The 24779-nt window shown below is 31.6% G+C and carries 23 protein-coding genes; 18 read left to right on the plus strand and 5 right to left on the minus strand.

Annotation, left to right across the window (positions count from 1 at the left end):
• Positions 1-9 precede the first annotated feature (9 nt).
• Positions 10-1056, minus strand: a complete 1047-nt coding sequence (gene thiL, locus EC396_RS05095; RefSeq protein ID WP_129365626.1) for a thiamine-phosphate kinase — start codon at positions 1054-1056, stop codon at positions 10-12.
• A gap of 125 nt (positions 1057-1181) precedes the next feature.
• Between thiL and EC396_RS05100 the strand changes: the two genes are divergently transcribed.
• The 4 genes from EC396_RS05100 (at position 1182) to sufD (ending at position 5453) form a co-directional block, all read left to right on the plus strand.
• Positions 1182-1511, plus strand: coding sequence for an iron-sulfur cluster assembly accessory protein (locus tag EC396_RS05100; RefSeq protein WP_129365627.1), 330 nt, complete (start codon positions 1182-1184; stop codon positions 1509-1511).
• 187 nt (positions 1512-1698) lie between these two features.
• Positions 1699-3147, plus strand: coding sequence for a Fe-S cluster assembly protein SufB (gene sufB / locus EC396_RS05105; RefSeq protein ID WP_129365628.1), 1449 nt, complete (start codon positions 1699-1701; stop codon positions 3145-3147).
• A gap of 91 nt (positions 3148-3238) precedes the next feature.
• A complete protein-coding gene (gene sufC, locus EC396_RS05110; RefSeq protein ID WP_129365629.1) occupies positions 3239-3976 on the plus strand; it encodes a Fe-S cluster assembly ATPase SufC in 738 nt (245 codons plus the stop codon).
• Positions 3977-4130: 154 nt separating this feature from the next.
• The gene (gene sufD, locus EC396_RS05115) at positions 4131-5453 is read left to right on the plus strand and encodes a Fe-S cluster assembly protein SufD (protein WP_129365630.1); all 1323 of its coding nucleotides are present in this window, start codon (positions 4131-4133) and stop codon (positions 5451-5453) included.
• Between the two features lie 55 nt (positions 5454-5508).
• On the opposite strand, the gene EC396_RS18065 is transcribed toward sufD, so the two are convergent.
• Positions 5509-6603, minus strand: coding sequence for an OmpA family protein (locus EC396_RS18065; protein WP_240665636.1), 1095 nt, complete (start codon positions 6601-6603; stop codon positions 5509-5511).
• A gap of 124 nt (positions 6604-6727) precedes the next feature.
• Positions 6728-8140, minus strand: coding sequence for a serine hydrolase (locus tag EC396_RS05125; protein ID WP_129365631.1), 1413 nt, complete (start codon positions 8138-8140; stop codon positions 6728-6730).
• A 188-nt stretch (positions 8141-8328) separates the two neighbouring features.
• Here EC396_RS05125 and EC396_RS05130 point away from each other — a divergent pair, with 188 nt between their 5' ends.
• The 9 genes from EC396_RS05130 to bla all read left to right on the plus strand — a co-directional run bounded on the left by EC396_RS05130 (position 8329) and on the right by bla (position 18753).
• A complete protein-coding gene (locus EC396_RS05130) occupies positions 8329-8943 on the plus strand; it encodes a TetR/AcrR family transcriptional regulator (RefSeq protein ID WP_129365632.1) in 615 nt (204 codons plus the stop codon).
• Between the two features lie 4 nt (positions 8944-8947).
• Positions 8948-10204: a TolC family protein gene (locus EC396_RS05135; RefSeq protein WP_129365633.1), complete on the plus strand. Its 1257-nt coding sequence runs from the start codon at positions 8948-8950 to the stop codon at positions 10202-10204.
• Positions 10205-10305: 101 nt separating this feature from the next.
• Positions 10306-11214, plus strand: coding sequence for an HlyD family secretion protein (locus EC396_RS05140; protein ID WP_129365634.1), 909 nt, complete (start codon positions 10306-10308; stop codon positions 11212-11214).
• 77 nt (positions 11215-11291) lie between these two features.
• Positions 11292-12194: an ABC transporter ATP-binding protein gene (locus EC396_RS05145; RefSeq protein ID WP_129365635.1), complete on the plus strand. Its 903-nt coding sequence runs from the start codon at positions 11292-11294 to the stop codon at positions 12192-12194.
• Between the two features lie 108 nt (positions 12195-12302).
• On the plus strand, positions 12303-13043 hold the full coding sequence (locus EC396_RS05150) for an ABC transporter ATP-binding protein (protein WP_129365636.1): 741 nt from the start codon (positions 12303-12305) through the stop codon (positions 13041-13043).
• A 491-nt stretch (positions 13044-13534) separates the two neighbouring features.
• The gene (locus EC396_RS05155; RefSeq protein WP_129365637.1) at positions 13535-14641 is read left to right on the plus strand and encodes an ABC transporter permease; all 1107 of its coding nucleotides are present in this window, start codon (positions 13535-13537) and stop codon (positions 14639-14641) included.
• A 118-nt stretch (positions 14642-14759) separates the two neighbouring features.
• Complete coding sequence (locus EC396_RS05160) at positions 14760-15881, plus strand: ABC transporter permease (protein WP_129365638.1); 1122 nt, start codon at positions 14760-14762, stop codon at positions 15879-15881.
• A 50-nt stretch (positions 15882-15931) separates the two neighbouring features.
• On the plus strand, positions 15932-17146 hold the full coding sequence (locus tag EC396_RS05165) for an aminotransferase class V-fold PLP-dependent enzyme (RefSeq protein WP_129365639.1): 1215 nt from the start codon (positions 15932-15934) through the stop codon (positions 17144-17146).
• 662 nt (positions 17147-17808) lie between these two features.
• Positions 17809-18753 carry a class A beta-lactamase gene (gene bla / locus EC396_RS05170; protein ID WP_129365640.1) on the plus strand — a complete coding sequence of 315 codons (945 nt, stop codon included), beginning with the start codon at positions 17809-17811 and terminating at the stop codon, positions 18751-18753.
• Positions 18754-18897: 144 nt separating this feature from the next.
• Here the strand turns inward: bla and EC396_RS05175 are convergent, their stop codons facing one another.
• Both EC396_RS05175 and purN read right to left on the minus strand, forming a co-directional pair.
• Positions 18898-19530, minus strand: a complete 633-nt coding sequence (locus EC396_RS05175) for a viroplasmin family protein (RefSeq protein WP_129365641.1) — start codon at positions 19528-19530, stop codon at positions 18898-18900.
• Complete coding sequence (purN, locus tag EC396_RS05180) at positions 19523-20092, minus strand: phosphoribosylglycinamide formyltransferase (protein WP_129365642.1); 570 nt, start codon at positions 20090-20092, stop codon at positions 19523-19525. The genes EC396_RS05175 and purN overlap by 8 nt, the downstream gene beginning before the upstream one ends.
• Positions 20093-20353: 261 nt before the next feature.
• On the opposite strand from purN, the gene EC396_RS05185 reads away from it, so the two are divergent.
• The 5 genes from EC396_RS05185 to pyk all read left to right on the plus strand — a co-directional run bounded on the left by EC396_RS05185 (position 20354) and on the right by pyk (position 24591).
• Positions 20354-20590 (plus strand): acyl carrier protein, encoded by a 237-nt coding sequence (locus EC396_RS05185; RefSeq protein WP_089380648.1) that lies wholly within the window; start codon positions 20354-20356, stop codon positions 20588-20590.
• Positions 20591-20597: 7 nt separating this feature from the next.
• The gene (fabF, locus tag EC396_RS05190) at positions 20598-21848 is read left to right on the plus strand and encodes a beta-ketoacyl-ACP synthase II (RefSeq protein ID WP_129365643.1); all 1251 of its coding nucleotides are present in this window, start codon (positions 20598-20600) and stop codon (positions 21846-21848) included.
• Positions 21849-21860: 12 nt separating this feature from the next.
• Positions 21861-22601, plus strand: a complete 741-nt coding sequence (gene rnc / locus EC396_RS05195; protein ID WP_129365644.1) for a ribonuclease III — start codon at positions 21861-21863, stop codon at positions 22599-22601.
• Between the two features lie 89 nt (positions 22602-22690).
• A complete protein-coding gene (locus tag EC396_RS05200) occupies positions 22691-23152 on the plus strand; it encodes an IPExxxVDY family protein (protein WP_129365645.1) in 462 nt (153 codons plus the stop codon).
• Positions 23153-23154: 2 nt separating this feature from the next.
• Positions 23155-24591, plus strand: coding sequence for a pyruvate kinase (gene pyk / locus EC396_RS05205; protein ID WP_129365646.1), 1437 nt, complete (start codon positions 23155-23157; stop codon positions 24589-24591).
• Positions 24592-24779 lie beyond the last annotated feature (188 nt).

Here is a 24779-nt window from a genome sequence, read left to right on the forward strand (position 1 = left end):
AAACCTTACTTAATCTCTCAAAGCGTTCCAACCTTGGGCAGTTAAAGTAATTTGCTGACCAGCTCTGGTAATTAAATTGGCTCCAACGCTTTCATCAGCAATATGACCAATTACAGTTAAATGCGGATTGCCTTTAATTTTTGGAAAATCTTCTTGCGAAATGGTAAACAACAATTCGTAATCTTCGCCCCCACTTAAAGCAATGGTTGTGCTATTTAAATCAAATTCTTCACAAGTTGAAATTACCTGAGGATCTAACGGAATTTTTTCTTCATATAAATTACAACCCACTTTTGACTGGGTACAAATATGTAAAATTTCAGAAGAAAGTCCGTCTGATATATCAATCATAGCCGTTGGTTTTACGTCTAAATCTTTCAATATTTTTACAATATCTTTTCTAGCTTCAGGTTTTAATTGTCGTTCTACCAAATAAGAATAATCGGTTAAATCGGGTTGCGAATTTGGATTTACTTCAAAAACACGTTTTTCACGCTCAAGCACTTGCAAACCTAAATAAGCTGCACCTAAATCACCTGTAACAACCAATAAATCGTTCGGTTTTGCGGTATTTCTATAAACAATATCTTCTTTTTTTGCTTCGCCAATAGCAGTTATACTAATTAGCAAACCTGTTGTTGAAGAAGTTGTATCTCCACCAACCAAATCAACATTATACGCATTGCAAGCCAAATGAATTCCTTCATACAATTCCTCAATAGCTTCCAAAGTAAAACGGTTAGAAACGGCAATAGAAACGGTAATTTGAGAAGCTATTCCATTCATAGCATAAATGTCAGACAAATTTACCATTACAGCCTTGTAACCTAAGTGTTTTAAGGGCATATAGCTTAAATCAAAATGCACGCCTTCAACCAACAAATCGGTAGTTACCAACAATTGTTTGTTCTTAATTTCTAAAACAGCAGCATCGTCGCCAACACCTTTGATAGTGGTTTTATGCTGAATTTTAAAATTTTGTGTTAAGTGATTGATCAATCCGAATTCACCTAATTCAGATAAACTTGTACGAGATTGGTTTTTGTTTTCTATCATTTGGCAAAGATAAATGTTTATAAAGAACAACTATAGTAGTATCGATATTATTCATATCAAAAATACAATAAATCGTTTTTTGTGCTTATATTTGCTGTTATTTAGAATTAATCTATTTAAGCAATATGATAAAAGTTTCAGACATCGCAAAAAAGAAAGTAGTTGAATTGATGCAAGATGACGGTTTTGATCCTACAAATGACTTTGTAAGAGTTGGGGTTAAAAGCGGTGGATGCTCAGGACTTTCTTATGATTTAAAATTTGACAAAGAAAACCAAGATGGTGATAAAGTTTTTGAAGACAATGGCATAAAAATTATTGTCGACAAAAAAAGTTTTTTATACCTAGTTGGTACCACTTTAGAATATTCGGGTGGTTTAAACGGTACAGGATTTGTTTTTAACAATCCTAATGCTGCACGTACTTGTGGTTGCGGAGAAAGTTTTTCGCTATAGTAACACATAAGTTGGTTAATATAGGTATCAATTATTTTTTAGTTTTTACTTAAATTAGCTTTCAAACAAAGAATTTAAAAATATATCATTTAAAATAAATGAATTTTTAAAGTTAGTAGGCTGTTTTTAATAGATTTTAAAAACAACTTTATAAATTTACAACTTTGAAATTTCAACATTAAAACTTATGAACAAGTTTACAGAAGACGATTTAAAAAAAGAACTTGAAACCAAAGAATACGAATACGGTTTTTATACAGATATTGAGGCTGACAAGTTTCCTGTAGGTTTGAATGAAGAAGTTGTAATCGCAATTTCTAAAAAGAAAAACGAACCTGAATGGATGACTTTATGGCGTTTGGAAGCTTTTAAAGTTTGGAAAGAAATGAAAGAGCCTGAATGGGCAAACGTACGTTACGAAAAACCAAAATTTCAAGATATTAGCTACTATTCTGCTCCTGTTCAAAAAAAACAATTGGATAGCTTAGACCAAGTTGATCCTGAATTGTTAAAAACTTTTGCAAAATTAGGTATTTCTATTGATGAGCAAAAACGTTTGTCAAATGTAGCTGTAGATATTGTTATAGACTCTGTTTCAGTTGCAACTACCTTCAAAAAAACCTTGAATGAAAAAGGTATTATTTTTATGCCAATTTCTGAAGCAATTCAAGAACATCCAGAGTTGGTTAAAAAATATTTAGGTACTGTTGTTCCTACTACCGATAATTTTTACGCAGCTTTAAATTCGGCTGTATTTTCTGATGGTTCATTTTGTTATATTCCAAAAGGCGTTACTTGCCCAATGGAATTATCAACTTATTTTAGAATAAATGAAGGCGGAACAGGTCAGTTTGAACGTACTTTGGTAATTGCAGACGAAGGTAGTTTTGTAAGTTACCTAGAAGGTTGTACGGCTCCTGCCCGTGACGAAAATCAATTACACGCCGCAGTTGTTGAATTAATTGCACTAGATGATGCCGAAATAAAATACTCAACTGTACAAAACTGGTTTCCTGGTGACAAAGAAGGAAAAGGTGGTGTTTACAATTTTGTAACCAAACGTGGTTTGTGCGAAAAAAATGCAAAAATTTCTTGGACTCAGGTTGAAACAGGTAGTGCTGTAACTTGGAAATATCCAAGTTGTATTTTAAAAGGTGATAACTCTGTAGGTGAATTTTACTCTATTGCCGTTACCAACAATTTTCAACAAGCAGATACAGGTACCAAAATGATTCATTTGGGTAAAAACACCAAGAGTACCATTATTTCAAAAGGAATTTCAGCAGGACACTCACAAAACTCTTATAGAGGTTTAGTTCAAATTGGAACAAGAGCAAAAAATGCACGAAATTTCTCACAATGTGATTCGCTTTTAATGGGCGATTTATGTGGAGCTCATACGTTTCCTTACATTGAAGTAAAAAATAAAAGTGCCCAAGTAGAACACGAAGCAACAACAAGTAAAATTGGAGAAGATCAGTTGTTTTACTGTAACCAGCGAGGTATAAATACCGAAAAAGCCATTGCATTAATTGTAAACGGATTTAGCAAAGAGGTATTGAATAAATTACCAATGGAATTTGCCGTTGAAGCACAAAAATTATTAGAAATAAGTTTAGAGGGATCGGTAGGATAGTAAAAAAGTTGAAAGTTAAAAGTTCATAGAGTTTAAAGTTTTTGTGGTTATTATAATAGCTTTAAAACTTAAAACATTCAAATTATAAAAAATGTTAGAAGTAAAAAATTTACACGCAAGTATTAACAATAAAGAGATTTTAAAAGGTATTAATCTCGAAATAAAAGCAGGTGAAGTTCACGCAATAATGGGTCCTAATGGTTCTGGAAAAAGTACCTTATCGGCTGTAATTGCTGGAAAAGAAGATTATGAAGTTACAGCAGGCTCCATAATTTTAAATGGTGAAGATCTAGAAGATTTGGCACCTGAAGAAAGAGCGCATAAAGGTGTGTTTTTATCTTTTCAATATCCTGTTGAAATTCCAGGTGTTACCGTTACTAACTTTATTAAAACTGCTATTAACGAATCTCGTAAAGCAAAAGGTTTAGAAGAATTACCAGCAAAAGATATGTTGAAGTTAATTCGTGAAAAAGCCGATTTACTAGAAATTGACCGCAAGTTTTTATCTCGTTCATTAAACGAAGGTTTTTCGGGTGGTGAAAAAAAACGTAACGAGATTTTTCAAATGGCAATGTTAGAACCTAAATTGGCAATTTTAGATGAAACCGATTCTGGATTAGATATTGACGCTTTAAAAGTAGTTGCAAACGGTGTTAACAAATTAAAAAGTAAAGACAATGCTGTAATTGTAATTACACACTACCAACGTTTGTTAGATTATATTGTTCCAGATTTTGTACACGTTTTATACAACGGTAAAATTGTAAAATCTGGCGGAAAAGAATTGGCTTTGGAATTAGAAGCAAAAGGTTACGACTGGTTAAAATAAATTTAGTCTATAGTTGTAAAGCTAAAAGTCTAAAGTCTCAATGATTTTTGACATTAAAACTTGCAACTTATCGACTTTAAAACTTACAAATGTAAAAGTTACAGTAAACAGTTAAAACTGACTACTGAAAACTGAGACTGAAAACTCAAAAACAATGGATTTAAAAGAAAAATTAGTTTCTTCATTTTTAGCTTTTGAAAATAAAGGTGGCCTAGATATGGATTCGAATGTACATTCGATTAGATTGAATGCCATTCAAAATTTTGAAAAAGAAGGTTTTCCAACTAGAAAAGATGAAGAATGGAAATATACTAGCTTAAGACCTTTATTAAAACACGATTTTAGCTTGTTTCCTTCAAACGAAGAAGCAATTGAATTTAAGAATATTGAAAAATATTTAATCAATGAGATTGAATCGTATACCTTAATTTTTGTTGATGGTGTATTTAGCTCACATTTATCTAGCACAACACACGATGAATGTGATGTTTGCGTACTTTCTTCGGCTTTAACTCGTCCAAAATATAAAATGATTGTTGACAATTATTTTAACACAATTGCAAAAAACAACAACAGTTTATCTGAGTTAAATACCGCTTTTACAAAAGAAGGTGTGTTTATCAACATTCCTAAAAACACTGTTCTTGCTAAACCTATTCAAATTATTAATTTTTCAACAGGAAGCGAAAACGAAATTTTATTACAGCCAAGAAATTTAATTGTGGTAGGCGAAAATTCGCACGTTCAAATTATTGAGCGTCATCAAAATCTATCAAAAAACACCACACTTACCAATGCTGTAACTGAAATATTTGTAAACAAAAGAGCCATTGTAGACTATTATAAAATTCAGAATGATACTGAAAACTCATCGTTAATAGACAGTACTTTTGTATCGCAAAAACAACAAAGTGTTGCCTCAGTTAACACCTACTCTTTTGGTGGAAATATTACCAGAAATAACTTAGAATTTTACCACGAAGGTGAGCATATTACTTCTAATTTAAATGGTATTTCTATTTTAAATGGCAAACAACATGTAGACAATCATACTTTGGTAAATCATAAATTTCCTAATTGTGAAAGCCACGAATTGTATAAAGGAATTTATGCTGAAAAATCTACAGGCGTTTTTAACGGAAAGGTAATTGTACAGCAGGCTGCTCAAAAAACCAATGCTTTTCAACAAAATAACAATATTATAATTGATGATGGTGCAACTATCAATGCAAAACCACAATTGGAAATTTTTGCCGATGACGTAAAATGTTCACATGGTTGTACTATTGGCCAGTTAGATGAAAGCGCTTTGTTTTACATGCAATCTCGTGGAATTCCTAAAAAAGAAGCACAAGCACTATTGCTATTTGCTTTTGGAAACGACGTAGTTGAAAAAATTAAAATTCCGCAATTAAAAACACGAATTACCAAATTAATTGCCAAAAATCTAGGTGTTAATTTAGGTTTTGAATTATAAAATACATCAAATTAAATCATAAAAAATGTCGCTAATTAGCGACATTTTTTATGATTTAATACTTTAAAACTTCAGGGTTTACAATTACAAATTCTGTTCTTCTATTTAATTTATGTTCATTTTCTGTGCATTCTACACCATTTGAACATTTATTTACCAATTGAGTTTCGCCATAACCTTTTCCAAATACTCTTGAAGGGTCAATACCTTTATTAACAAACCAAGCTATGGATGCTTTCGCTCTGTTATCAGACAATTCTAAATTATATGCATCACTGGCTCTGGAGTCTGTATGCGAACCTATTTCAATAATTAATTTTGGATATTTATTTAACAATTCAAGCACCTTGTTTAAAGCTACTTCAGCATCATTTCTAATCTCAAACTTATCTTTGTCAAAGTAAATTGGCTGGGTGTTTACCATTAGCAAATTTCTTTCCTTTTTAAATTCGCTAGGTTCTTTACTTGGTGGCAACGTATCATACTTATAAATATTACGCACAAAGTCCTTACACTTCACCAATAAAGGATTTGTAATAGGATAATCATCATTCAAATCAAAATCCTTTAAATAACCATCATTTGCATAATTATCTAATTGAACTACCGATACATTATCAAACTCGAACATAACCCTACTAGTTGGCCCTTCGTTCTCTTCAACAGCACCAACAGCAATAATATTTGGCGGCATATTTACAACAATTAAATGTGTAGGATCTGCAGTTCCTAAAAACTTTAAATTATCATTACAATTGGTGGCAAGCGCTTCATTGTTTGGCCCATCAATATCGTTAATTCCAAATCTAAAACTTGCAGGTTTTATTGGTGTTATTCTATCTGATTTTAAAAATGTAAATCTAATTTGACTTAGATTAGCTGGAATACCTTCATCCTTTGAAATAGCAGTATATCTAATATTGTCTCCATTTTGTGTAAATATGCCGTTTTGAGGTCCATTTACTCTTTGCGCTCTTATATACTCTAATTCTGGAATTGTTTCAGAATAAGCTTTAAACAATGTATTGTTGGTTTCATTTCCAGAAATAACACCTGTGATAGTTACCAAATCATAGTCTTGCGCAGCTAATTTATTTCCGTAAAAAAATAAAGCAATACTTAAATAAAATATTTTAGATATAAATTTCAAATGAAACTTTTTGGGTCATTAAATTATGATACAATTTACAAAAAAATACTCACTTAAAAACCGATAATTTTTAATTAATCTAGCTGGTTACAATAGGTGAAATTTTGATAAAATAAACAACCATCTACTTAAAAACAGCTAAAATAGCTTTTAACAACCTGTTATAGCCTATATTATTCAATTCAAATTCAACCACATCTTTATTTTCTTCTGGTTGAATTTCTCGTGATTTTAATTGTTCATCTAACTGACTATAGCTAACCCCCAGGCGTACGATAACCAAATCTTTTGAAGGAATAACAATCACACGTTGTCCTTGATAACCATCAGCAAAAAACATGTCTTTTGGAACATCGGGCATTTTACCTCCAGCATTTAACCAAAATTGCGCGCCATAAACACCCTGCGACCCATTGGTTGGTGTTGCAGTATATGTTACCCAATCTTCACTAAAAATTTGTTCGCCATTCCAGTTTCCTTTATTTAAATACAACAAGCCAAATTTTGCCCAATCTCTTGTATTTGCCCAACCGTATGATGAAGCAACATAATTACCCGCCAAATCGGTTTCAAAAATCATAGAATGCATACCAATTTTATCAAATAAATCAGTGTACCAAAAATCAAGATACTCTTGATGTGTTTTAAATTTACTCCTAATAATTCCACTTAATAAATTAGAGGTTCCAGACGAATAATTCCAAGTTTCATTTGGCTTTCCTACCAAAGGTTTATTTATTTGAGATTTGGTCATATCTGTATCCAAATACAACATTTTTGTCACGTCTGATATTTTAGTATAATCCTCTTCCCACTCCAAACCACTATTCATTTGCAACAAATTATTGATGGTTATTTTTGAACGTTCATCGTTTTTCCAAGCATCAATAGGTGCAGGTTCATCAACATTTAATTGACCTTTAAAATTCAACACACCACAAACTGCACTCATCAAACTTTTACCCATAGACCAACCAAGCATTAAAGATTTTTCGTCAAAACCTTCAGCATATTTTTCAGCAATTATTTGGTTTTTATAAATTACCAAAAAAGATCTTGTTGTATTTGTTGCTGTGTTTTCATTAAAATAAGCATCAACAATTTCATTTAACTTTTTATAATCAACATTTGCAAAAACGGTGTCTTTTTGAGGTAAATCTCCATACGGAAAAGGTAAATTTTTAGAAGTTATATTTCTTTTAGGCACCAAATAAGGTGCATTTTCATCATAATCTTCATTAATTACAACGGCACCTAAACCTTCTCTATAAACTGCAGTTCTGCTTTTAAAACCAAAAACATTGGTTGTAACCATTTTATTTTCAAAATCTACTTTGTTTGTTGCTAATGAAACCGGAGAAAAACCATTGTCTGAAGTTTCAACCATTTCTTGAGATCTTTTTGCAATAAAAACACTGGAAGCAAGGTTTTTTGCTGAATGACCTGATATCAAAACCAGTTTTTGAAAATTTGTATAACCAAAGTAAATAACGACTATTACTAAGATTGAAAGTGAAATTTTTAGCGCTTTTTTCATTTTTTTGAATTTTGGTTGTTGGTTTTAAGTACAGCTACTGAATACTGTTACTGTAAACTATAACTGAATACTGCTTACTGATACTGAATACTGTAAACTAATAATGCAACTCAAAAGTACCAAATATTTTGTTAGTTTAAAAAAAGTATTTACATTTGTTAACCATATGGTTAAACCTTTTAGTTAAAATGAATTCAAAAAAAACACAAACATCTGCTGAAACCGATATTTTAGAAGCTGCAAAACGCATTTTTCAGCTAAAAGGAATGGAAGGAGCTCGTATGCAAGAGATTGCAGATGAAGCCGGAATTAACAAAGCTTTGCTACACTATTATTACCGCAGTAAACAATTGCTTTTTGAAGCTGTTTTTAAAAATGCATTTATGCTGTTGGCCCCACAATTAAACAAGGTTTTAAACGACGATTCTTCTTTATTTGATAAAATCACCAACTTTTCACATAATTACATTTCGTTTGTGGTAAAACATCCATATTTACCAAATTTCATCATTCAGGAATTGAATAGAAATCCAGAATTCATTTTAAAATTAACGTCAGACAAACATTTTCCGAGCATTGGTAAATTTAAAAAACAGGTCGAAGAAAACGTGGTTGCTAAAATTATAAGACCCATTAAACCCGAACAATTATTTATAAATCTATTTGCTTTAAATATTTTTCCTTTTATAGCATCTCCATTGTTAAAAGGTTTTTTAGGTATTAATAATTGCGATTTTAACGACTTAATTGAAGAACGAAAAACCGAAGTTGCATCATTTATTATCAATGCTATAAAAGTTTAAACCAATGAAAAAATTACTATTTTACACTTTTATTTTTTTAACGATTGGTGTTTTTTCACAAGAACAATTAAGTTTAGAAACTTGTTATACGCTGGTTCAAAAAAATTATCCGTTAGCAAAACAAAACGATTTATTGACGCAACAAAACAACCTTGATTTAAAGGTTATTAAAACAAAAAAACTACCTCAATTTGATTTTTTAATTCAGGCTACATACCAGTCTGATGTTACACAAATGCCAATAGACATTCCGGGATCAGGTTTTGAAGCACCAAATTTAGACCAATACAAATCAACCCTTTCAGTAAATCAGTTAATTTATGGAGGTGGAAAAATTGATGCAGTTGCTAATTTGAAATCTGCCGAATTAAAAACACATCAAAAACAAATAGAAGTAAGCTTGTACCAACTAAAAAAACAAGTCAACCAATTGTATTTTTCAATTTTAAATTTACAGGAAAAAAATACTTTATTAAATGCTAAAAAAAATCAATTAACAACCCAACTTAAAGAAGTAAAAGCAGGCATTGAATTTGGCACTATTTTACCTAATGCAGATGCTGCTTTAGAAGTCGAATTGTTAAAAATTGACCAACAGCTGGTCGAAATTGCTGTTAATAAAAATACCATGATTGAAACGCTTTCAAAGTTGATTGGAAATGAAATTAGCACAACAATTACTTTTGAAAACCCTACCATTATATCAAATACAGCAACAGAAATTAACAGACCCGAATTGGATTTATTTCAACTTCAAAAAGAACAAATTGAAACATCAGAAAATTTAATTTCAAAACAAAACACACCACAAATTGCAGGTTTTGCGACTGGTGGTTTTGGAAATCCTGGTTTAAATATGCTAGACAATGCTTTTAAAACGTACTATTGGGTTGGGGTTAGAATGAATTGGGATGTTTTTAACTGGAATGCAACTAAAAACGAACGTCAGTCATTACTTATCAATAAAGATATTGTTGATAGTGAAGCCGAAGTTTTTAACCTCAACACTCAAATTGAACTGAATCAGCAACAAGCGGAAATTTCAAAAATTGAATCTTTTATAAAAACAGATGCTGAAATTATTGAATTGCGTAAAAAGATAGTAAAAACTGCCGCTTCGCAATTACAAAATGGAGTCATCACTTCATCTGCCTATATAACAGAGTTTACCAATTTATTTGAAGCAGAAAACAATATAAATGTGCACAATATTCAGTTGTTATTGGCCAAAGCAAATTACAATGTAACAATAGGAAACTAATCCCAAAAGGGAAAATTTAATTAAAAAGTAAAAATGAATACTTAAAAGTTGAAAACAATTACACCCTTAAACTATTCAACCTTTAAACAAAATAAAGCCTTATGAAAAATTATAAACGCATCATCGGATTGCTGATTGCCATCAGTATTATTTCATGCAAAAACAACGAAAAAGCCGATGGGTATGGCAATTTTGAAGCAACAGAAATAACTGTTTCTGCAGAGAATAATGGAAAATTAATTCAGTTTACCATTGAAGAAGGTCAAGACTTAATAAGCAATCAAATTGTAGGTTTTATAGACACCATTCCTTTGAACCTAAAAAAAGAACAATTGTTGGTTTCAAAAAATGTAATTACATCAAAATCTAAAGGTGTTTTATCTCAAATTGATGTTTTAAACGCACAGTTAAAAACAGCTAAAATTTCAAAAAACAGGATTGAAAATTTATTGAAAGAAAACGCAGCCACCCAACAACAATTAGATGATATTGATGGTAAAATTGATGTAATAAAAAATCAAATAAAAAGTATTGAAATTCAAAATGCACCTGTTGTAAACGAATTAAAAAGTATTGATGTTCAAATTCAACAAATTGAAGATCAAATAACAAAAAGTATTGTTAAAAATCCAATTAACGGTACTGTTTTAGCCAAATATACCGAACCAAATGAAATTACTTCTTTTGGAAAACCTTTGTATAAAATTGCCGATTTAACCACACTTCAATTAAGGGTTTATATTAGTGAAACGCAACTTTCTAGTATTAAAATCGGACAAGAAGTTACGGTGAAAATTGATGGTGAAAAAGGCTTAAAAAGTTACTCTGGAACTATTTCATGGATTGCTTCGGAAGCTGAATTTACACCTAAAATAATTCAAACAAAAGAAGAGCGTGTAAACTTGGTTTATGCGGTTAAAATTGATGTGAAAAACGATGGAAGTTTAAAAATAGGAATGCCTGCGGAGATGATCCTATCCCCGCCCCTTTCCAAAGAAAAGGGAGCGTAAATTTTAGTTAAACAATATTTAAAACACAATCAAAAAAAAGTCCTTCCCTTGGGGAAGGATTTAGGATGGGATAAAAAATGAGTATAACAGTAACAAATATCAGCAAATCCTTCAAAAAAATTGAAGCCTTAAAAAACATTTCTTTCGATGTTAAAGAAGGCGAATTGTTTGGCTTAATTGGTCCAGATGGCGCTGGAAAAACCACTTTATTTAGGGTATTAACCACGTTGTTATTTGCTAATGAAGGAACCGCAACTGTTGCTGGTTTTGATATTGTAAAAGACTATAAAAATATTCGAAATTGTGTGGGCTATATGCCCGGTAAATTTTCGTTGTATCACGATTTAACTGTTGAAGAAAATCTGGAATTTTTTGCAACTATTTTTGGTACAACCATCGAAGAAAATTACGATTTAATAAAAGATATTTACATTCAAATTGAACCTTTTAAAAACCGTAGAGCAGGTAAATTATCGGGTGGTATGAAACAAAAATTAGCTTTGTGCTGTGCGTTAATTCACAAACCTAAAGTGTTGTTTTTAGACGAGCCAACTACGGGTGTTGACCCAGTTTCTCGAAAAGAATTTTGGGAAATGCTAAAACGCTTGCAACAAAAAGGAATTACCATGTTGGTTTCAACACCATATATGGATGAAGCCGAATTGTGCGATCGTATTGCACTGATCCAAAATGGACAAATTTTAGAAATTGACACACCTCAAAAAATTGTAAAACATTACCCTAAAACCATCTACAATATTAGTGCAGATAATATGTATTTATTAATTAAAAGCTTAAAAGCATTTAAACATAATTATAGTGTATATCCTTTTGGTGAGTTTGTACATTATACCGATAAAAGAAATGATTTTACACCTGCCGAATTGGCAAATTATTTAAAAAATAAAGGTTTACAAAATATACAAATAAACAAAACAAAAGCAACCATTGAAGATACTTTTATGGAGCTGGCTAAATAAGTAAGCAGAAGCAGCAAGCAAAAAACGGAATATCACCTCGAGCGCAGTCGAGAGGTTTTTAATTATACATAAATAGTTCTCGACTGCGCTCGAACTGACAAAGTAAATATGAAAAAAGAAAATGTTATAATAGTTGAAAATTTAACTAAAAAATTTGGTGACTTTACGGCTGTTAATGCCATTTCTTTTGAAGTGAAAAAAGGTGAAATTTTTGGATTTTTAGGTGCGAACGGAGCAGGAAAAACAACCGCAATGAAAATGTTAATTGGCATCTCAAAACCATCAGTCGGAAATGCTAGCGTTGCAGGTTTTGATGTTTATAAAAATCCGGATGCTATTAAAAAAAATATTGGTTATATGAGTCAGAAATTTGCTTTGTACGACGATTTAACTGTGAAAGAAAATATTACTTTTTTTGGTGGAATTTATGGTTTATCAAGAGCTGAAATCAAAGAAAAAACAGCCGTGCTAATTAACGAATTAAACCTGCAAGAAGTAAGCAACAAATTGGTAGGTTCTTTGCCTTTGGGTTGGAAACAAAAAATTTCATTTTCAGTGGCGCTTTTACATCAGCCAAAAATTGTTTTTTTAGATGAACCAACTGGTGGTGTTGACCCAATAACTAGACGTCAGTTTTGGGAAATGATTTACAAAACAGCCAACGAAGGAACTACCATTTTTGTAACCACACATTATATGGACGAGGCTGAATATTGCGACAGAGTTTCTATTATGGTTGATGGAAAAATTGAGGCTTTAGACACCCCAAAAAAATTAAAAGAAAAGTACAATTCACAAAATATGAATGATGTGTTTTTGAAATTGGCTAGAAGCCCAATGAATAATTAAAAATTAAAAATGAATAATTAAAAAGTTTGAGTATTGATATATTAGAATTTAACCCGTTGGGTGCAAATATTAAAAACGTCAGTTCGAGTGTTTTTTGTGTAGTAAAACGGAACAAAAAATGTATCGAGAACCTTTTTTAATAATAATTTTTCGCTTCTCGATACGATTTTCTATTGAAAATCACTCGAACTGACGAAAAATTTATCGTCAAAAATTAATTGCACCCAACAGGTTAGAATTTAGATATTAAATAGTAAAACTGTCATTGCAGGATGGAGGGTTTAGAAAATGTTCGGTGAACATTTTTACCGAACAGGTCAGCTGGCGCAAGGAAAAAAAATTGTGGCAATCTCTCCATAAAAATGAGATAACCACGTCGCTATCGCTCCTCGTTATGACAAAGTATTGAGATATGCTGGTCGTTGAGCGGAGCCGAAGCAACAGTTTGAAAACAACAATTAATAATTCGTAATTGACAATTCGTAATTAAAATGAATAGATTTATAGGCTTTGTAAAAAAAGAATTTTATCACATATATAGAGATAAACGCTCATTGTTTATACTTTTTGGAATGCCTATTGTTCAAATTATGCTGTTTGGTTTTGCCATTACCAATGAAATTAACAATGTAAATATTGCTATTTTAGATCATTCAAAAGATGCAACAACACAAGAAATTATCAATAAAATAGCAGCTTCAAAATATTTTAGCGTGCAGGATTATATTCAAAATGAAGCCGAAATTGAAAATTCTTTTAAAAAAGGAACCCTTAAAGCTGTACTTATTTTTGAAAAAGATTTTAGCAAAAAATTAATCACCCAAAACAATGCTACAGTTCAAATTATTACCGATGCAACAGACCCCAATACAGCAAATACTATAAGCAATTACACCAATGCCATTTTACAAAATTATCAGCAAGAATTAAATAAAACAACTAAAATTCCTTATCAAATTATACCAAAAACACGGATGGTTTTTAACCCCGAATTGAAAAGTGTTTTTATGTTTGTACCTGGAGTTATGACCATTATTTTGATGTTGGTTTCGGCAATGATGACCTCTATTTCTATAACTCGCGAAAAAGAATTAGGCACTATGGAGGTACTTTTAGTTTCGCCTTTAAAACCAATTTTGGTTATTGTTGGCAAAGTAGTTCCGTATATATTTTTATCGGTTATCAATGCAACTATTATTATTTTACTCAGCCTTTTTGTTTTTAAAATGCCCGTTCAAGGAAGCTTGTTTTTACTTGGTTTAGAAAGTGTTTTATTTATTATTACATCCCTTTCTTTAGGTATTTTAATTTCAACCATATCTGTAACGCAGCAAACAGCCATGATGATCTCTTTAATGGCATTAATGCTACCAACAATATTGCTATCGGGCTTTATATTTCCAATAAGTAGTATGCCGCTGCCTTTGCAAATAATAAGTAATATCATTCCTGCCAAATGGTTTATAATAATTATTAAAGGCATAATGCTTAAAGGTGTTGGCATTTTATTTATTTGGAAAGAAACCCTTATTTTATTAGGTATGACACTGTTTTTTATTGCAGTAAGTGTGAAAAAATATAAGATTAGATTGGAGTAATCCCCCTAACCCCCAAAGGGGGAATTGTTATAAATTATATTAAAAATGAAATATTAAATAGTAGAAGTTAAAAAAACAAGACACTGAATACCCAATACTGAATACTAGATACCAAAAAATGAAAACAATAGGATACATCATTCAAAAAGAATTCAAGCAAATTTTTAGAAATAAAGGAATGTTGCCTATTATTTTCATTATGCCATTAATTCAGTTGGTTATACTTTCCAATGCCGCAACTTTCGAAATTAAAAACATCAAGTTTTCATATGTAGACCATAATAAAACTTCAGTTTCAAGATCGCTTATCCAAAAATTTGATGCTTCAACTTATTTCAATGTTTTAACCAATTTCACTTCAAACAAAATAGCAACCGAAGCTATGTTAAAAGGCGAAGTAGATGTTATTTTAGAAATTCCTTTAGATTTTGAACAAAATTTAGTTTCAAAAAAACAAACCGATTTATTAGTAATCATCAATGCTATAGATGGTGCTGCGGCAGGTGTAGAAAATGGCTACATCAACCAAATTATTCAAAATTTCAACAAAAATATACGTCTACAATTAATACAAACAAACCAGGTGAAAAACCTACCCAAAACCTTAACAAGTATTCCTGCTTTTTGGTTCAACCAAACGCTCAATTACAAAACCTTTATGGTACCCGGAATCCTAGTTTTATTGGTTACTATGATTACACTTTTCTTATCGGGAATGAACATTGTTCGCGAAAAAGAAATAGGCACTTTAGAGCAAATTAACGTTACACCCATTAAAAAACACGAGTTTATTATTGGCAAATTATTTCCGTTTTGGATTATTGGAATTGGCTTATTAACTATTGGACTTATCATTGCAAAACTGCTATTTAACATTCCAATTGTAGGCAGTATTGGTTTGCTGTATTTTTATACTTCCATATATATTTTAGTGGTTTTAGGTATTGGTTTATTTATTTCAAATTTTACCGAAACCCAACAACAAGCTATGTTTATAGCCTGGTTTTTTATGGTCATATTTATTTTAATGAGCGGACTTTTCACCCCTATTGAAAGTATGCCTTCTTGGGCGCAATTTATAACACAGTTTAATCCTATTCGTTATTTTGTTGAAGTCATGCGAATGGTCATGCTAAAAGGTGCTAGTTTAACCGATATTGCTCCTCAATTAACCAAGACCTTTTTATACGCCCTTATTATGAATGGTTTGGCGGTAATTAGTTATAAAAAAACCACTTAAATAGCATCAAATTTGTATTTTTGTATTTAGAATGATTCTAAAAAGAGCATATGATAGATATTGAAAAAATCAGAGCCGATTTCCCTATTTTAAAAGAAAAAGTAAACGGAAAGCCACTTGTATATTTAGACAACGCAGCAACAAGTCAAAAACCACAGGTTGTAATTGACAGTATTGTAAACTATTACACAACTATAAATTCAAATATCCACAGAGGAGTACATACCTTAAGTCAAAAAGCCACAGATGCTTATGAAGAGGCGCGCATTAAATTACAGCACCATTTTAATGCTAAAAAAAGTCACGAAATTATATTAACAGCTGGTTCTACTCACAGTATCAATATTGTTGCAACAGGTTTTACTACCTTGTTAAATAAAGGAGATGAGTTAATAGTTTCAACAATGGAACACCATTCAAACATTGTACCTTGGCAAATGTTATGCGAACGTACAGGCGCGATTTTAAAAGTAATTCCAATGAATGTTGAAGGTGAATTGTTAATGGATATTTACACCGAATTACTTTCCAATAAAACAAAATTAGTTTTTGTAAACCACGTTTCAAATGCCTTAGGAACCATCAATCCTATCCAAGAAATTATTGATAAAGCACACGCGGTTGGTGCTGCCGTTTTAATTGATGGCGCTCAAAGTTGCCCGCATATAAAACCAGATGTTCAAGCTTTAGATGTCGATTTTTACGTAACCTCTGCCCACAAATTATGTGGTCCAACAGGTGTTGGTATTTTATATGGTAAAGAAGAATGGTTAAATAGACTACCGCCTTACCAAGGTGGTGGTGAAATGATTAAGCAAGTTACTTTTGAAAAAACTACCTATGCCGATTTACCTCATAAATTTGAAGCAGGCACACCAAATATAGCTGGCGGAATTGCCTTTGGAACTGCTATTGACTATATGAACAGCATTGGTTTTGATAACATTGCAGCTTATGAAAACGAATTGTTAACATATGCCACCAAAAAATTATTGGAAATAGATGGCTTAAAAATTTACGGAACCGCAAAACACAAAACATCTGTAATTTCATTCAATATTGGCAATTTACACCCGTTTGATGTAGGGTCTATTATCGATAAATTAGGAATTGCAGTTCGTACTGGCCACCATTGCGCTCAACCTGTTATGGCTTTTTACAACATTCCAGGAACCATAAGAGCCTCATTTTCATTCTACAACACTTTTGAAGAAATTGATATTTTATACAATGCCTTGATAAGGGCAAAAAACATGCTTTCTTAACATAAAATCTTAAAGTTAAAAGTCTAAAATCGCAAAATTTAAAAAGTTCACATACAACTTTCACACTTGCGACTTTGGACTTTGGACTTTGGACTTTGGACTTTGGACTTTTTAACCAATTCTTAGGCGGTTACCCAAAGGGTCGGGCTTTCCGCTATATCTTTATTACAATTCCACTGCGTTACATTGTAATAAAGGATGCCGCTGCAATCCCTAACCGATTTTATGTACTCTTTCAAATCCCAATCTATTTGTTTTATAAACACCTATTTCTTGTCTAAATTAAATTTGTAAAGTAGCCCTCAAATAGCTAAATGTATAAGCGTTCTGTAAAAACAACCAAATCACAACTTAAAATCCATCAGCATCTACCTTGTTTCAATAGACTTTAATTAGCCAAAAATCAAAACTACGAAAGCTTAAATACATAAAAACCTTTCAGGTATATATTTGTTATCCTCCAAAAAAATAAGTGCACTTTCAAAAGCATTGTTTTTTTATTCCTAAGTTTATTTATAATTTGGTAGCATATAGTTACCAAAAAAATGTATTATTTAAAAATTATCAACTTTAGTGGATTGACCAGCATACCCTATCTCCATAAATTTGTCATATATAAAAAAATAAATAATAAAATTAATAATATTTAAAAACAAAAAATTATGAAAAGTAACAACAAAACACAAACAGTATTAGCAGACAAAAGCATTTCTGAAAAAATTGAAAAAATTTCAAATGGCCTTGTTGGTCGTATCGGTGCAGCTGCACAAGATCTTAGTACTGGATTGACTGTATCCATTAACGGAGATGAACCTTTTGTTATGGCAAGTACTTACAAAGTGGCCATTGCAGTAACCATATTTCGTCAAGTAGATGAAGGTAAACTTAAATTAACAGATTTAGTTGATTGCCCTTCAGAAAAAATGGTTCCAGGACCAAATCCATTGGTTACCTATTTGTTTCATCCTGGGGTAAAGTTATCAATAGCCAATTTACTAGAGCCTATGATAACGGATAGCGATAATTCTGCAACAGACTTTTTACTTGAAGTAGCTGGAGGTCCTCAAGTGGTAACAGATATGTTACGTAGCATTGGCATTACAGATTTTAGAGTGGATCGTTATGTATCTGAAATATTAAGAGATTTCTATGGTTTAGAGGAGAAAGCTTATCTGCCATACACTTTAAAAGCTTATGCTAAAGACCCAACACTTTTAACAAGACAAGGTGATCGTAACCTAAAGTTCGAACAAGAAGACCCTCGTGACCATACCACACCAAATGCTATGCTGCAATTGCTTTTGGCCATAGACAATGGAACGGCCTTAAGTGAAAAAAGCCGTGAAGTCTTACTTGGCATGATGTCTCGTACCACTACAGGTTTTCATAGATTAAGAGGTCTTTTACCAAAAGGAACACCAGTTGCTGACAAAACAGGTACAATTGGTGGTGTAGCAAACGATGTAGGTTTTATTACACTACCTGATGGCAGACGTATTGCTATTGCAGTTTACACTAAAAGTAGTACTACATCTGAAGCAGATCGAGAAAAAGCCATTGCAGAAGTGACTCGTTCTATATATGACTTCTTTTATTTACAGTCATAAAAAATATATAACATTTGCAATTACCAGTCAATTGGTTGCAACTGCGGTAAAATACACCGCCAGTTGCAACCAATTGTTATATTCCTTGTGAATTGACTAGAAAAATCGCAAACTTAAATCAGCAAGTAATTTAAAACTAACAACTTACTTCCTCCCAAAATCGGCAGGAATTTCACCCCAAGCTTTGGTTTCCCATTTTAAAATTTGTGTAGTGTAAGTGTTTTCTTTCAACCATTTTTCAGCACGTTTTACCAAATCAAATAACGTTTTGTTTGCAGCTGTGATTTTTAAGTTGGTTCTACATTGCCCTGATTTCACCCAACTTATTGCAATTTTAGAGTCTGAATAAATTGGATGCGCTAAATTGTGTTGTTTTAAATACCCCAAACCATGTACCAATGCTAAAAACTCTCCAACATTGTTAGTGCCTTGCTCAAATGGACCTTGAATAAACAACTGTTTTTTTGAAGCAGTAATTACACCTCTATATTCCATTTTACCAGGATTTCCAGCGCAAGCTGCATCAACAGACAGCGAAGGAACAATTGGTTTGCCATATTTTTTCAATTCTTCAGCAGAAAGCACCACAGTTTTTGTGTCTTTTCCTACATAATCTTCATACCTGCCTTTAAAAGCTTTTTCAGCAGCATCTTTAGAAGCGAAGGATTTATATTGTGCACCTTTAAAATCTTTTATGTGTTTTTTACAAACATCCCAAGAGGCAAAAACTCCTTTTTGATGCCCATTCCATATTACATAAAACTTTTTCTTAGCCATTTTCTAACATTACTTTTTCAATAACTTTTGGAAAATTCTTATATTCTAAGGTATGAATTTTATTTGCAACATCTTCAGCAGTATCAGTTGGCAAAACCTCAAAGCTTTCCTGAAAAATAATAGCACCTTCATCGTAATTTTCATTTACATAATGAATGGTAATCCCCGATTCTTTCTCATTATTTGCAACAACAGCTTCGTGCACATGCATACCATACATGCCTTTTCCACCATATTTTGGTAATAAAGCAGGATGAATATTTATTATTTTATTAGGAAAAGCATTAACAATAGCTTCTGGAAGTTTCCATAAAAATCCAGCTAAAATTACATAATCAGCGTTTTCTTTTAAAATATTTAAAACTGTATCCGAAGAAGAAAAATCAACTCGGTTAAAACTACCATTACTTACGCCCAATCTATTTGCTCTATCTAAGACTTTTGCATCTTTTTTGTTAGACAAGACCAAAACCACTTTAAAAACAGCACTATTTTTAAAATAATTGATAATATTTTCTGCATTTGAGCCCGAACCAGAGGCAAGTATTACAATTCGCTTCATTAGAATTTAATTATTTAGAATTTTCAAACCTAAATTCGACTGATAATCAATACATTTTGAATGAATGAATTAAATGCGACAATTTTAAGAATTTGAAATTGATGTTCAGCAAATAAAATAAATTATTGGTAATTTTAGCCCAATAAATGGTGAAATTTTAATTTTTTGTGATTAAAATTTCATCTTTTATAAACTAAATCATTTTGATTTAAATAAAGTTTCATATTTTTGCCGAGTAATTAAATTTAAAATTAAAAAATTATGTCAGATATTGCATCAAGAGTAAAAGCCATTATCGTAGATAAATTAGGCGTTGACGAAAATGAAGTGACAACAGAAGCAAGCTTCACTAACGATTTAGGAGCTGATTCACTTGACACTGTAGAGTTAATCATGGAATTCGAAAAAGAATTCGATATTCAAATTCCAGACGATCAAGCAGAGAACATTGGTACTGTAGGTCAAGCAATTAGCTATATAGAAGACGCCAAAAAGTAATTTTTATATGGAATTGAAACGAGTAGTAGTAACTGGGCTTGGTGCATTAACACCTATAGGTAATAATATAGAACAATATTGGAATGGTCTTGTTAACGGCGTTAGCGGAGCCGCTCCAATAACGCATTTTGATGCTTCCAAGTTCAAAACTCGTTTTGCATGCGAAATCAAAGATTTCGATGTTACTAAATTTATAGATCGAAAAGAAGCTCGAAAAATGGATAAATTCACACAATATGCTATGGTAGCAAGTGAGGAAGCCATTTTAGATACTCAAATTGATTTAGAAAAAATTGATAAAGATAGAGTTGGTGTTATTTGGGGTGCAGGAATTGGCGGTTTAGAAACATTTCAAAACGAAGTGATTAGCTATGCTGGCGGTGATGGAACTCCAAGATTCAACCCATTTTTTATACCAAAAATGATTGCTGATATTGCAGCTGGTCACATATCTATTAAATATGGATTTAGAGGACCAAACTTTGCTACTGTATCAGCTTGTGCATCTTCTTCAAATGCTATAATTGATGCTTTTAACTACATTCGTTTAGGACATGCAGATGTAATAGTATCTGGTGGTTCTGAAGCTACTGTTGCAATTGCAGGAATTGGTGGTTTTAATGCTTTACAAGCACTTTCAACAAGAAATGACGATCCTACAACTGCATCGAGACCTTTCGATAAAGATCGTGATGGTTTTGTTTCGGGTGAAGGAGCAGGAGCACTTGTTTTAGAAGAATATGAACACGCCATAGCTAGAGGCGCAAAAATTTATGCTGAAGTAGGCGGTGGCGGATTATCTGCTGATGCTTATCACATTACAGCACCGCATCCTGATGGTTTAGGAGCTAGAAATGTGATGTTAAACTGCTTAAGAGACGCTGGTTTAAAACCAGAAGATGTTGATGCTATAAATATGCACGGAACTTCAACTCCGCTTGGAGACATTGCAGAATCTAAAGCAATACTAGAAGTATTTGGTGAACATGCGTATACCATTAACTTAAATTCAACCAAGTCAATGACAGGTCATTTATTAGGTGCAGCCGGAGCTGTTGAAGCAATCGCTTCTATATTAGCTATAAAACACGGTATGGTACCTCCTACAATTAATCATTTTACAGATGATGACCAAATTGACAGTAAATTAAACTTTACGTTTAACAAAGCACAAAAACGTAATGTAAAAGTTGCAATGAGTAACACTTTTGGCTTTGGGGGTCACAATGCTTGTGTTCTCTTTAAAAAAATTGATTAACGTAATAATTGAATGAACTTCATTCGTAAAATTATTGAAAATCTCTCCAAAGAGGACGAGCTTTTTTTTAACGAATTAAAAAAAATTATAGGCTTTTCTCCAAGTAATTTAAGTTACTATAAAAAAGCTTTTATACATAGATCAATTAAACAAGTTGATAAGGAAACAGGTTTGCCTCTAAACTATGAACGTTTAGAGTTTTTAGGCGATGCTATGTTAAGTGCCGTAATTGCAGCATTCTTATTTAAAGAAGTCCCTAGTGGAGACGAAGGTTATTTAACTCAAATGCGCTCAAAAATTGTTAGTCGAGAACATTTAAATGAACTAGGACGCGATTTAGATTTGTTGAAGTTTGTTAAAAGTACAGTTGCCAAATCTAAATTTGGCGAAAATATTCATGGAAATATTTTTGAAGCTTTGGTTGGTGCTATTTATTTAGACAAAGGATACAAACAGTGCAATAAATTTATTGAAAAAAAAGTTATTGAACCTTATATTGATGTTCCTAAATTAGAAGGAAAAATTACCAGTTACAAAAGTCTTTTTATTGAATGGTGCCAAAAACATAAAAAAGAATTTGTATTTGAGGTATATGCAGACACTGGAAATGACGCTATTAAGCACTTTAGTGTAAAACTTTTTTTAGATGGAAAACAAATTTCAAAAGGAAGGGCAACATCTAAGAAAAAAGCAGAAGAAACAGCTTCTAAAAGAGCATATTTTGCATTTCAGAACGAAATTTCGAATATTTAAGAGTGAATTGTCCGAATACGTTTTCGTAAAAATATTAGTTACTGTACCTAAACAATAGTATTTTTGCACTTATTGTTTTCATCATTTGTATGCAACCATTAACATTTAATTTAGAAGAAGAAGACTACTCTTTAATTGGAATTCATTCAACCGAAGAAGATTATAGATTGGCTTATTTTTTAAATAAAATTTTAAAAACAAAGTTAAAAAGATCTAAATACAACTTAGACTTTCAAAATTCAGATGCTGAATTTTCTTTGTTTGAATTTAAAGATGAAACCAGTTTTACAAATTATTATTTAATAAATAACAAATTTAAATCATTCGTACAAAATAAAAATAACAACGGATTATTTGATGGAAATTTTAGTTCAATTTCATATTTAATACCAGAAAAAAATAAAATAGATTTCTTTCTAAAAATTGAAGGATGCTATTGTCAAAATTCTGTAAATAATTTAATTGAAAAATTAAATACAATAAATCAAGTAATTACCTCATATTCAATAGAACCAGAAACATTAAAATCAAAAGATCACCTAATATTTTAACTATGGCATTAAATAGAAAACGCACAAAAATAGTTGCAACACTTGGACCTGCAACCGACACAAAAGAAACCATTGAAACAATGATGGATTGTGGTGTAAACGTTTTTAGAATTAACTTTTCACACGCTGATTATTCGGAAGTTGAAAAACGTGTAAATATCATTAGAAACGCAAACAAAGAAAAAAACTTTCACGTAGCAATTTTAGCAGACTTACAAGGTCCTAAATTACGTGTTGGTGTAATGGCTGAAGACGTAATTTTAAACGTTGGAGACACTTTTACTTTTACAACAAACAAATGTGAAGGTACGCAAGAATTGGCTTATATGACTTACCAAAACTTCCCAATGGATGTTCAAGTTGGTGAGCATATTTTAGTTGACGATGGTAAATTGCTTTTTGAAGTAACTGCAACAGACAGAGACTCTAAAGTAACTACAAAAGTATTGCGTGGTGGACCTTTAAGATCTAAAAAAGGGGTTAACTTACCAAATACTAAAATTTCATTACCTGCTTTAACTGAAAAAGATAAAGAAGATGCTGAATTTGCAATTAAATTAGAAGTAGACTGGATTGCTTTATCATTTGTTAGAACTGCTGAAGATTTAACTGAATTAAGAGATTTTATTGATGCTCGTACTGATTATAAAATTCCAATCGTTGCAAAAATAGAAAAGCCAGAAGCAATTAAAAATATTGATGAAATTACAGCTCATTGTGATGCTTTAATGTGTGCTCGTGGAGATCTTGGTGTTGAAGTTCCTATGGAAACTGTGCCATTATTACAAAAGAACTTGGTATTAAAAGCTAAAAAAGCGCATATTCCAATTATTATTGCTACACAAATGATGGAAACTATGATTACAAATCAGGTTCCAACAAGAGCAGAAGTAAACGACGTTGCAAACTCTATTATGGATGGTGCTGATGCTGTGATGCTTTCTGGAGAAACTGCTATGGGAGATTATCCTGTTGAAGTAATTAAACAAATGAGAAGAATTATTGAAAGTGTTGAAAATTCTCCATTAATTTCTCCTCCAAGTGAATTTATTCAAGATCGTAGCGATGACCGTTTTATTTCTAAAACACTTTGTCATCAATCTGCTTTATTAGCTAAAAATATTGGTGCAGAAGTAATTACTACTTTAACTGCAACTGGATTTACAGCTTTCCATATTTCATCTTGGAGACCACAATCTCATATCTTAGTTTTCTCTTCAAACAGAAGAATTTTAGCTATGCTAAACTTACTTTGGGGTGTTAAAGGTGTTTACTATGATAAATTTGTAAGTACAGATCAAACAATTGAAGACATCAATGCATTGGCACACGAGCGTGGTTACTTAAAAGAAGGTGATTATGCAATTAACATTACTTCTATGCCTGTAAAAGCAAGAGGTAGAGCTAATACAATTCGTGTTACTCGATTTGAAAAATAATAAATACTATTGTATTTTATAACAAAAGGGATGCTTACTTAAATGTGAGCATCCTTTTTTTATTTAGAGCTGTATTGATTTGAATGATGCGTTTTTTACTTAAAATAATTCATAAATTTTAGCTTACTAAATTTTTATTTTATAAATATAACCCGCGTTAGGGATAGCAGCGGCATCCTTTTTTACAA

The organism is Lutibacter sp. HS1-25 (genome assembly GCF_004121075.1).
In the GTDB taxonomy this organism is placed as follows: domain Bacteria; phylum Bacteroidota; class Bacteroidia; order Flavobacteriales; family Flavobacteriaceae; genus Lutibacter.

Coding starts and splice junctions, on each gene's coding strand:
- thiL (WP_129365626.1), bottom strand. CDS start 1,056: ATGATAGAAAACAAAAACCAATCTCGTACAAGTTTATCTGAATTAGGT.
- EC396_RS05100 (WP_129365627.1), top strand. CDS start 1,182: ATGATAAAAGTTTCAGACATCGCAAAAAAGAAAGTAGTTGAATTGATG.
- sufB (WP_129365628.1), top strand. CDS start 1,699: ATGAACAAGTTTACAGAAGACGATTTAAAAAAAGAACTTGAAACCAAA.
- sufC (WP_129365629.1), top strand. CDS start 3,239: ATGTTAGAAGTAAAAAATTTACACGCAAGTATTAACAATAAAGAGATT.
- sufD (WP_129365630.1), top strand. CDS start 4,131: ATGGATTTAAAAGAAAAATTAGTTTCTTCATTTTTAGCTTTTGAAAAT.
- EC396_RS05125 (WP_129365631.1), bottom strand. CDS start 8,140: ATGAAAAAAGCGCTAAAAATTTCACTTTCAATCTTAGTAATAGTCGTT.
- EC396_RS05130 (WP_129365632.1), top strand. CDS start 8,329: ATGAATTCAAAAAAAACACAAACATCTGCTGAAACCGATATTTTAGAA.
- EC396_RS05135 (WP_129365633.1), top strand. CDS start 8,948: ATGAAAAAATTACTATTTTACACTTTTATTTTTTTAACGATTGGTGTT.
- EC396_RS05140 (WP_129365634.1), top strand. CDS start 10,306: ATGAAAAATTATAAACGCATCATCGGATTGCTGATTGCCATCAGTATT.
- EC396_RS05145 (WP_129365635.1), top strand. CDS start 11,292: ATGAGTATAACAGTAACAAATATCAGCAAATCCTTCAAAAAAATTGAA.
- EC396_RS05150 (WP_129365636.1), top strand. CDS start 12,303: ATGAAAAAAGAAAATGTTATAATAGTTGAAAATTTAACTAAAAAATTT.
- EC396_RS05155 (WP_129365637.1), top strand. CDS start 13,535: ATGAATAGATTTATAGGCTTTGTAAAAAAAGAATTTTATCACATATAT.
- EC396_RS05160 (WP_129365638.1), top strand. CDS start 14,760: ATGAAAACAATAGGATACATCATTCAAAAAGAATTCAAGCAAATTTTT.
- EC396_RS05165 (WP_129365639.1), top strand. CDS start 15,932: ATGATAGATATTGAAAAAATCAGAGCCGATTTCCCTATTTTAAAAGAA.
- bla (WP_129365640.1), top strand. CDS start 17,809: ATGAAAAGTAACAACAAAACACAAACAGTATTAGCAGACAAAAGCATT.
- EC396_RS05175 (WP_129365641.1), bottom strand. CDS start 19,530: ATGGCTAAGAAAAAGTTTTATGTAATATGGAATGGGCATCAAAAAGGA.
- purN (WP_129365642.1), bottom strand. CDS start 20,092: ATGAAGCGAATTGTAATACTTGCCTCTGGTTCGGGCTCAAATGCAGAA.
- EC396_RS05185 (WP_089380648.1), top strand. CDS start 20,354: ATGTCAGATATTGCATCAAGAGTAAAAGCCATTATCGTAGATAAATTA.
- fabF (WP_129365643.1), top strand. CDS start 20,598: ATGGAATTGAAACGAGTAGTAGTAACTGGGCTTGGTGCATTAACACCT.
- rnc (WP_129365644.1), top strand. CDS start 21,861: ATGAACTTCATTCGTAAAATTATTGAAAATCTCTCCAAAGAGGACGAG.
- EC396_RS05200 (WP_129365645.1), top strand. CDS start 22,691: ATGCAACCATTAACATTTAATTTAGAAGAAGAAGACTACTCTTTAATT.
- pyk (WP_129365646.1), top strand. CDS start 23,155: ATGGCATTAAATAGAAAACGCACAAAAATAGTTGCAACACTTGGACCT.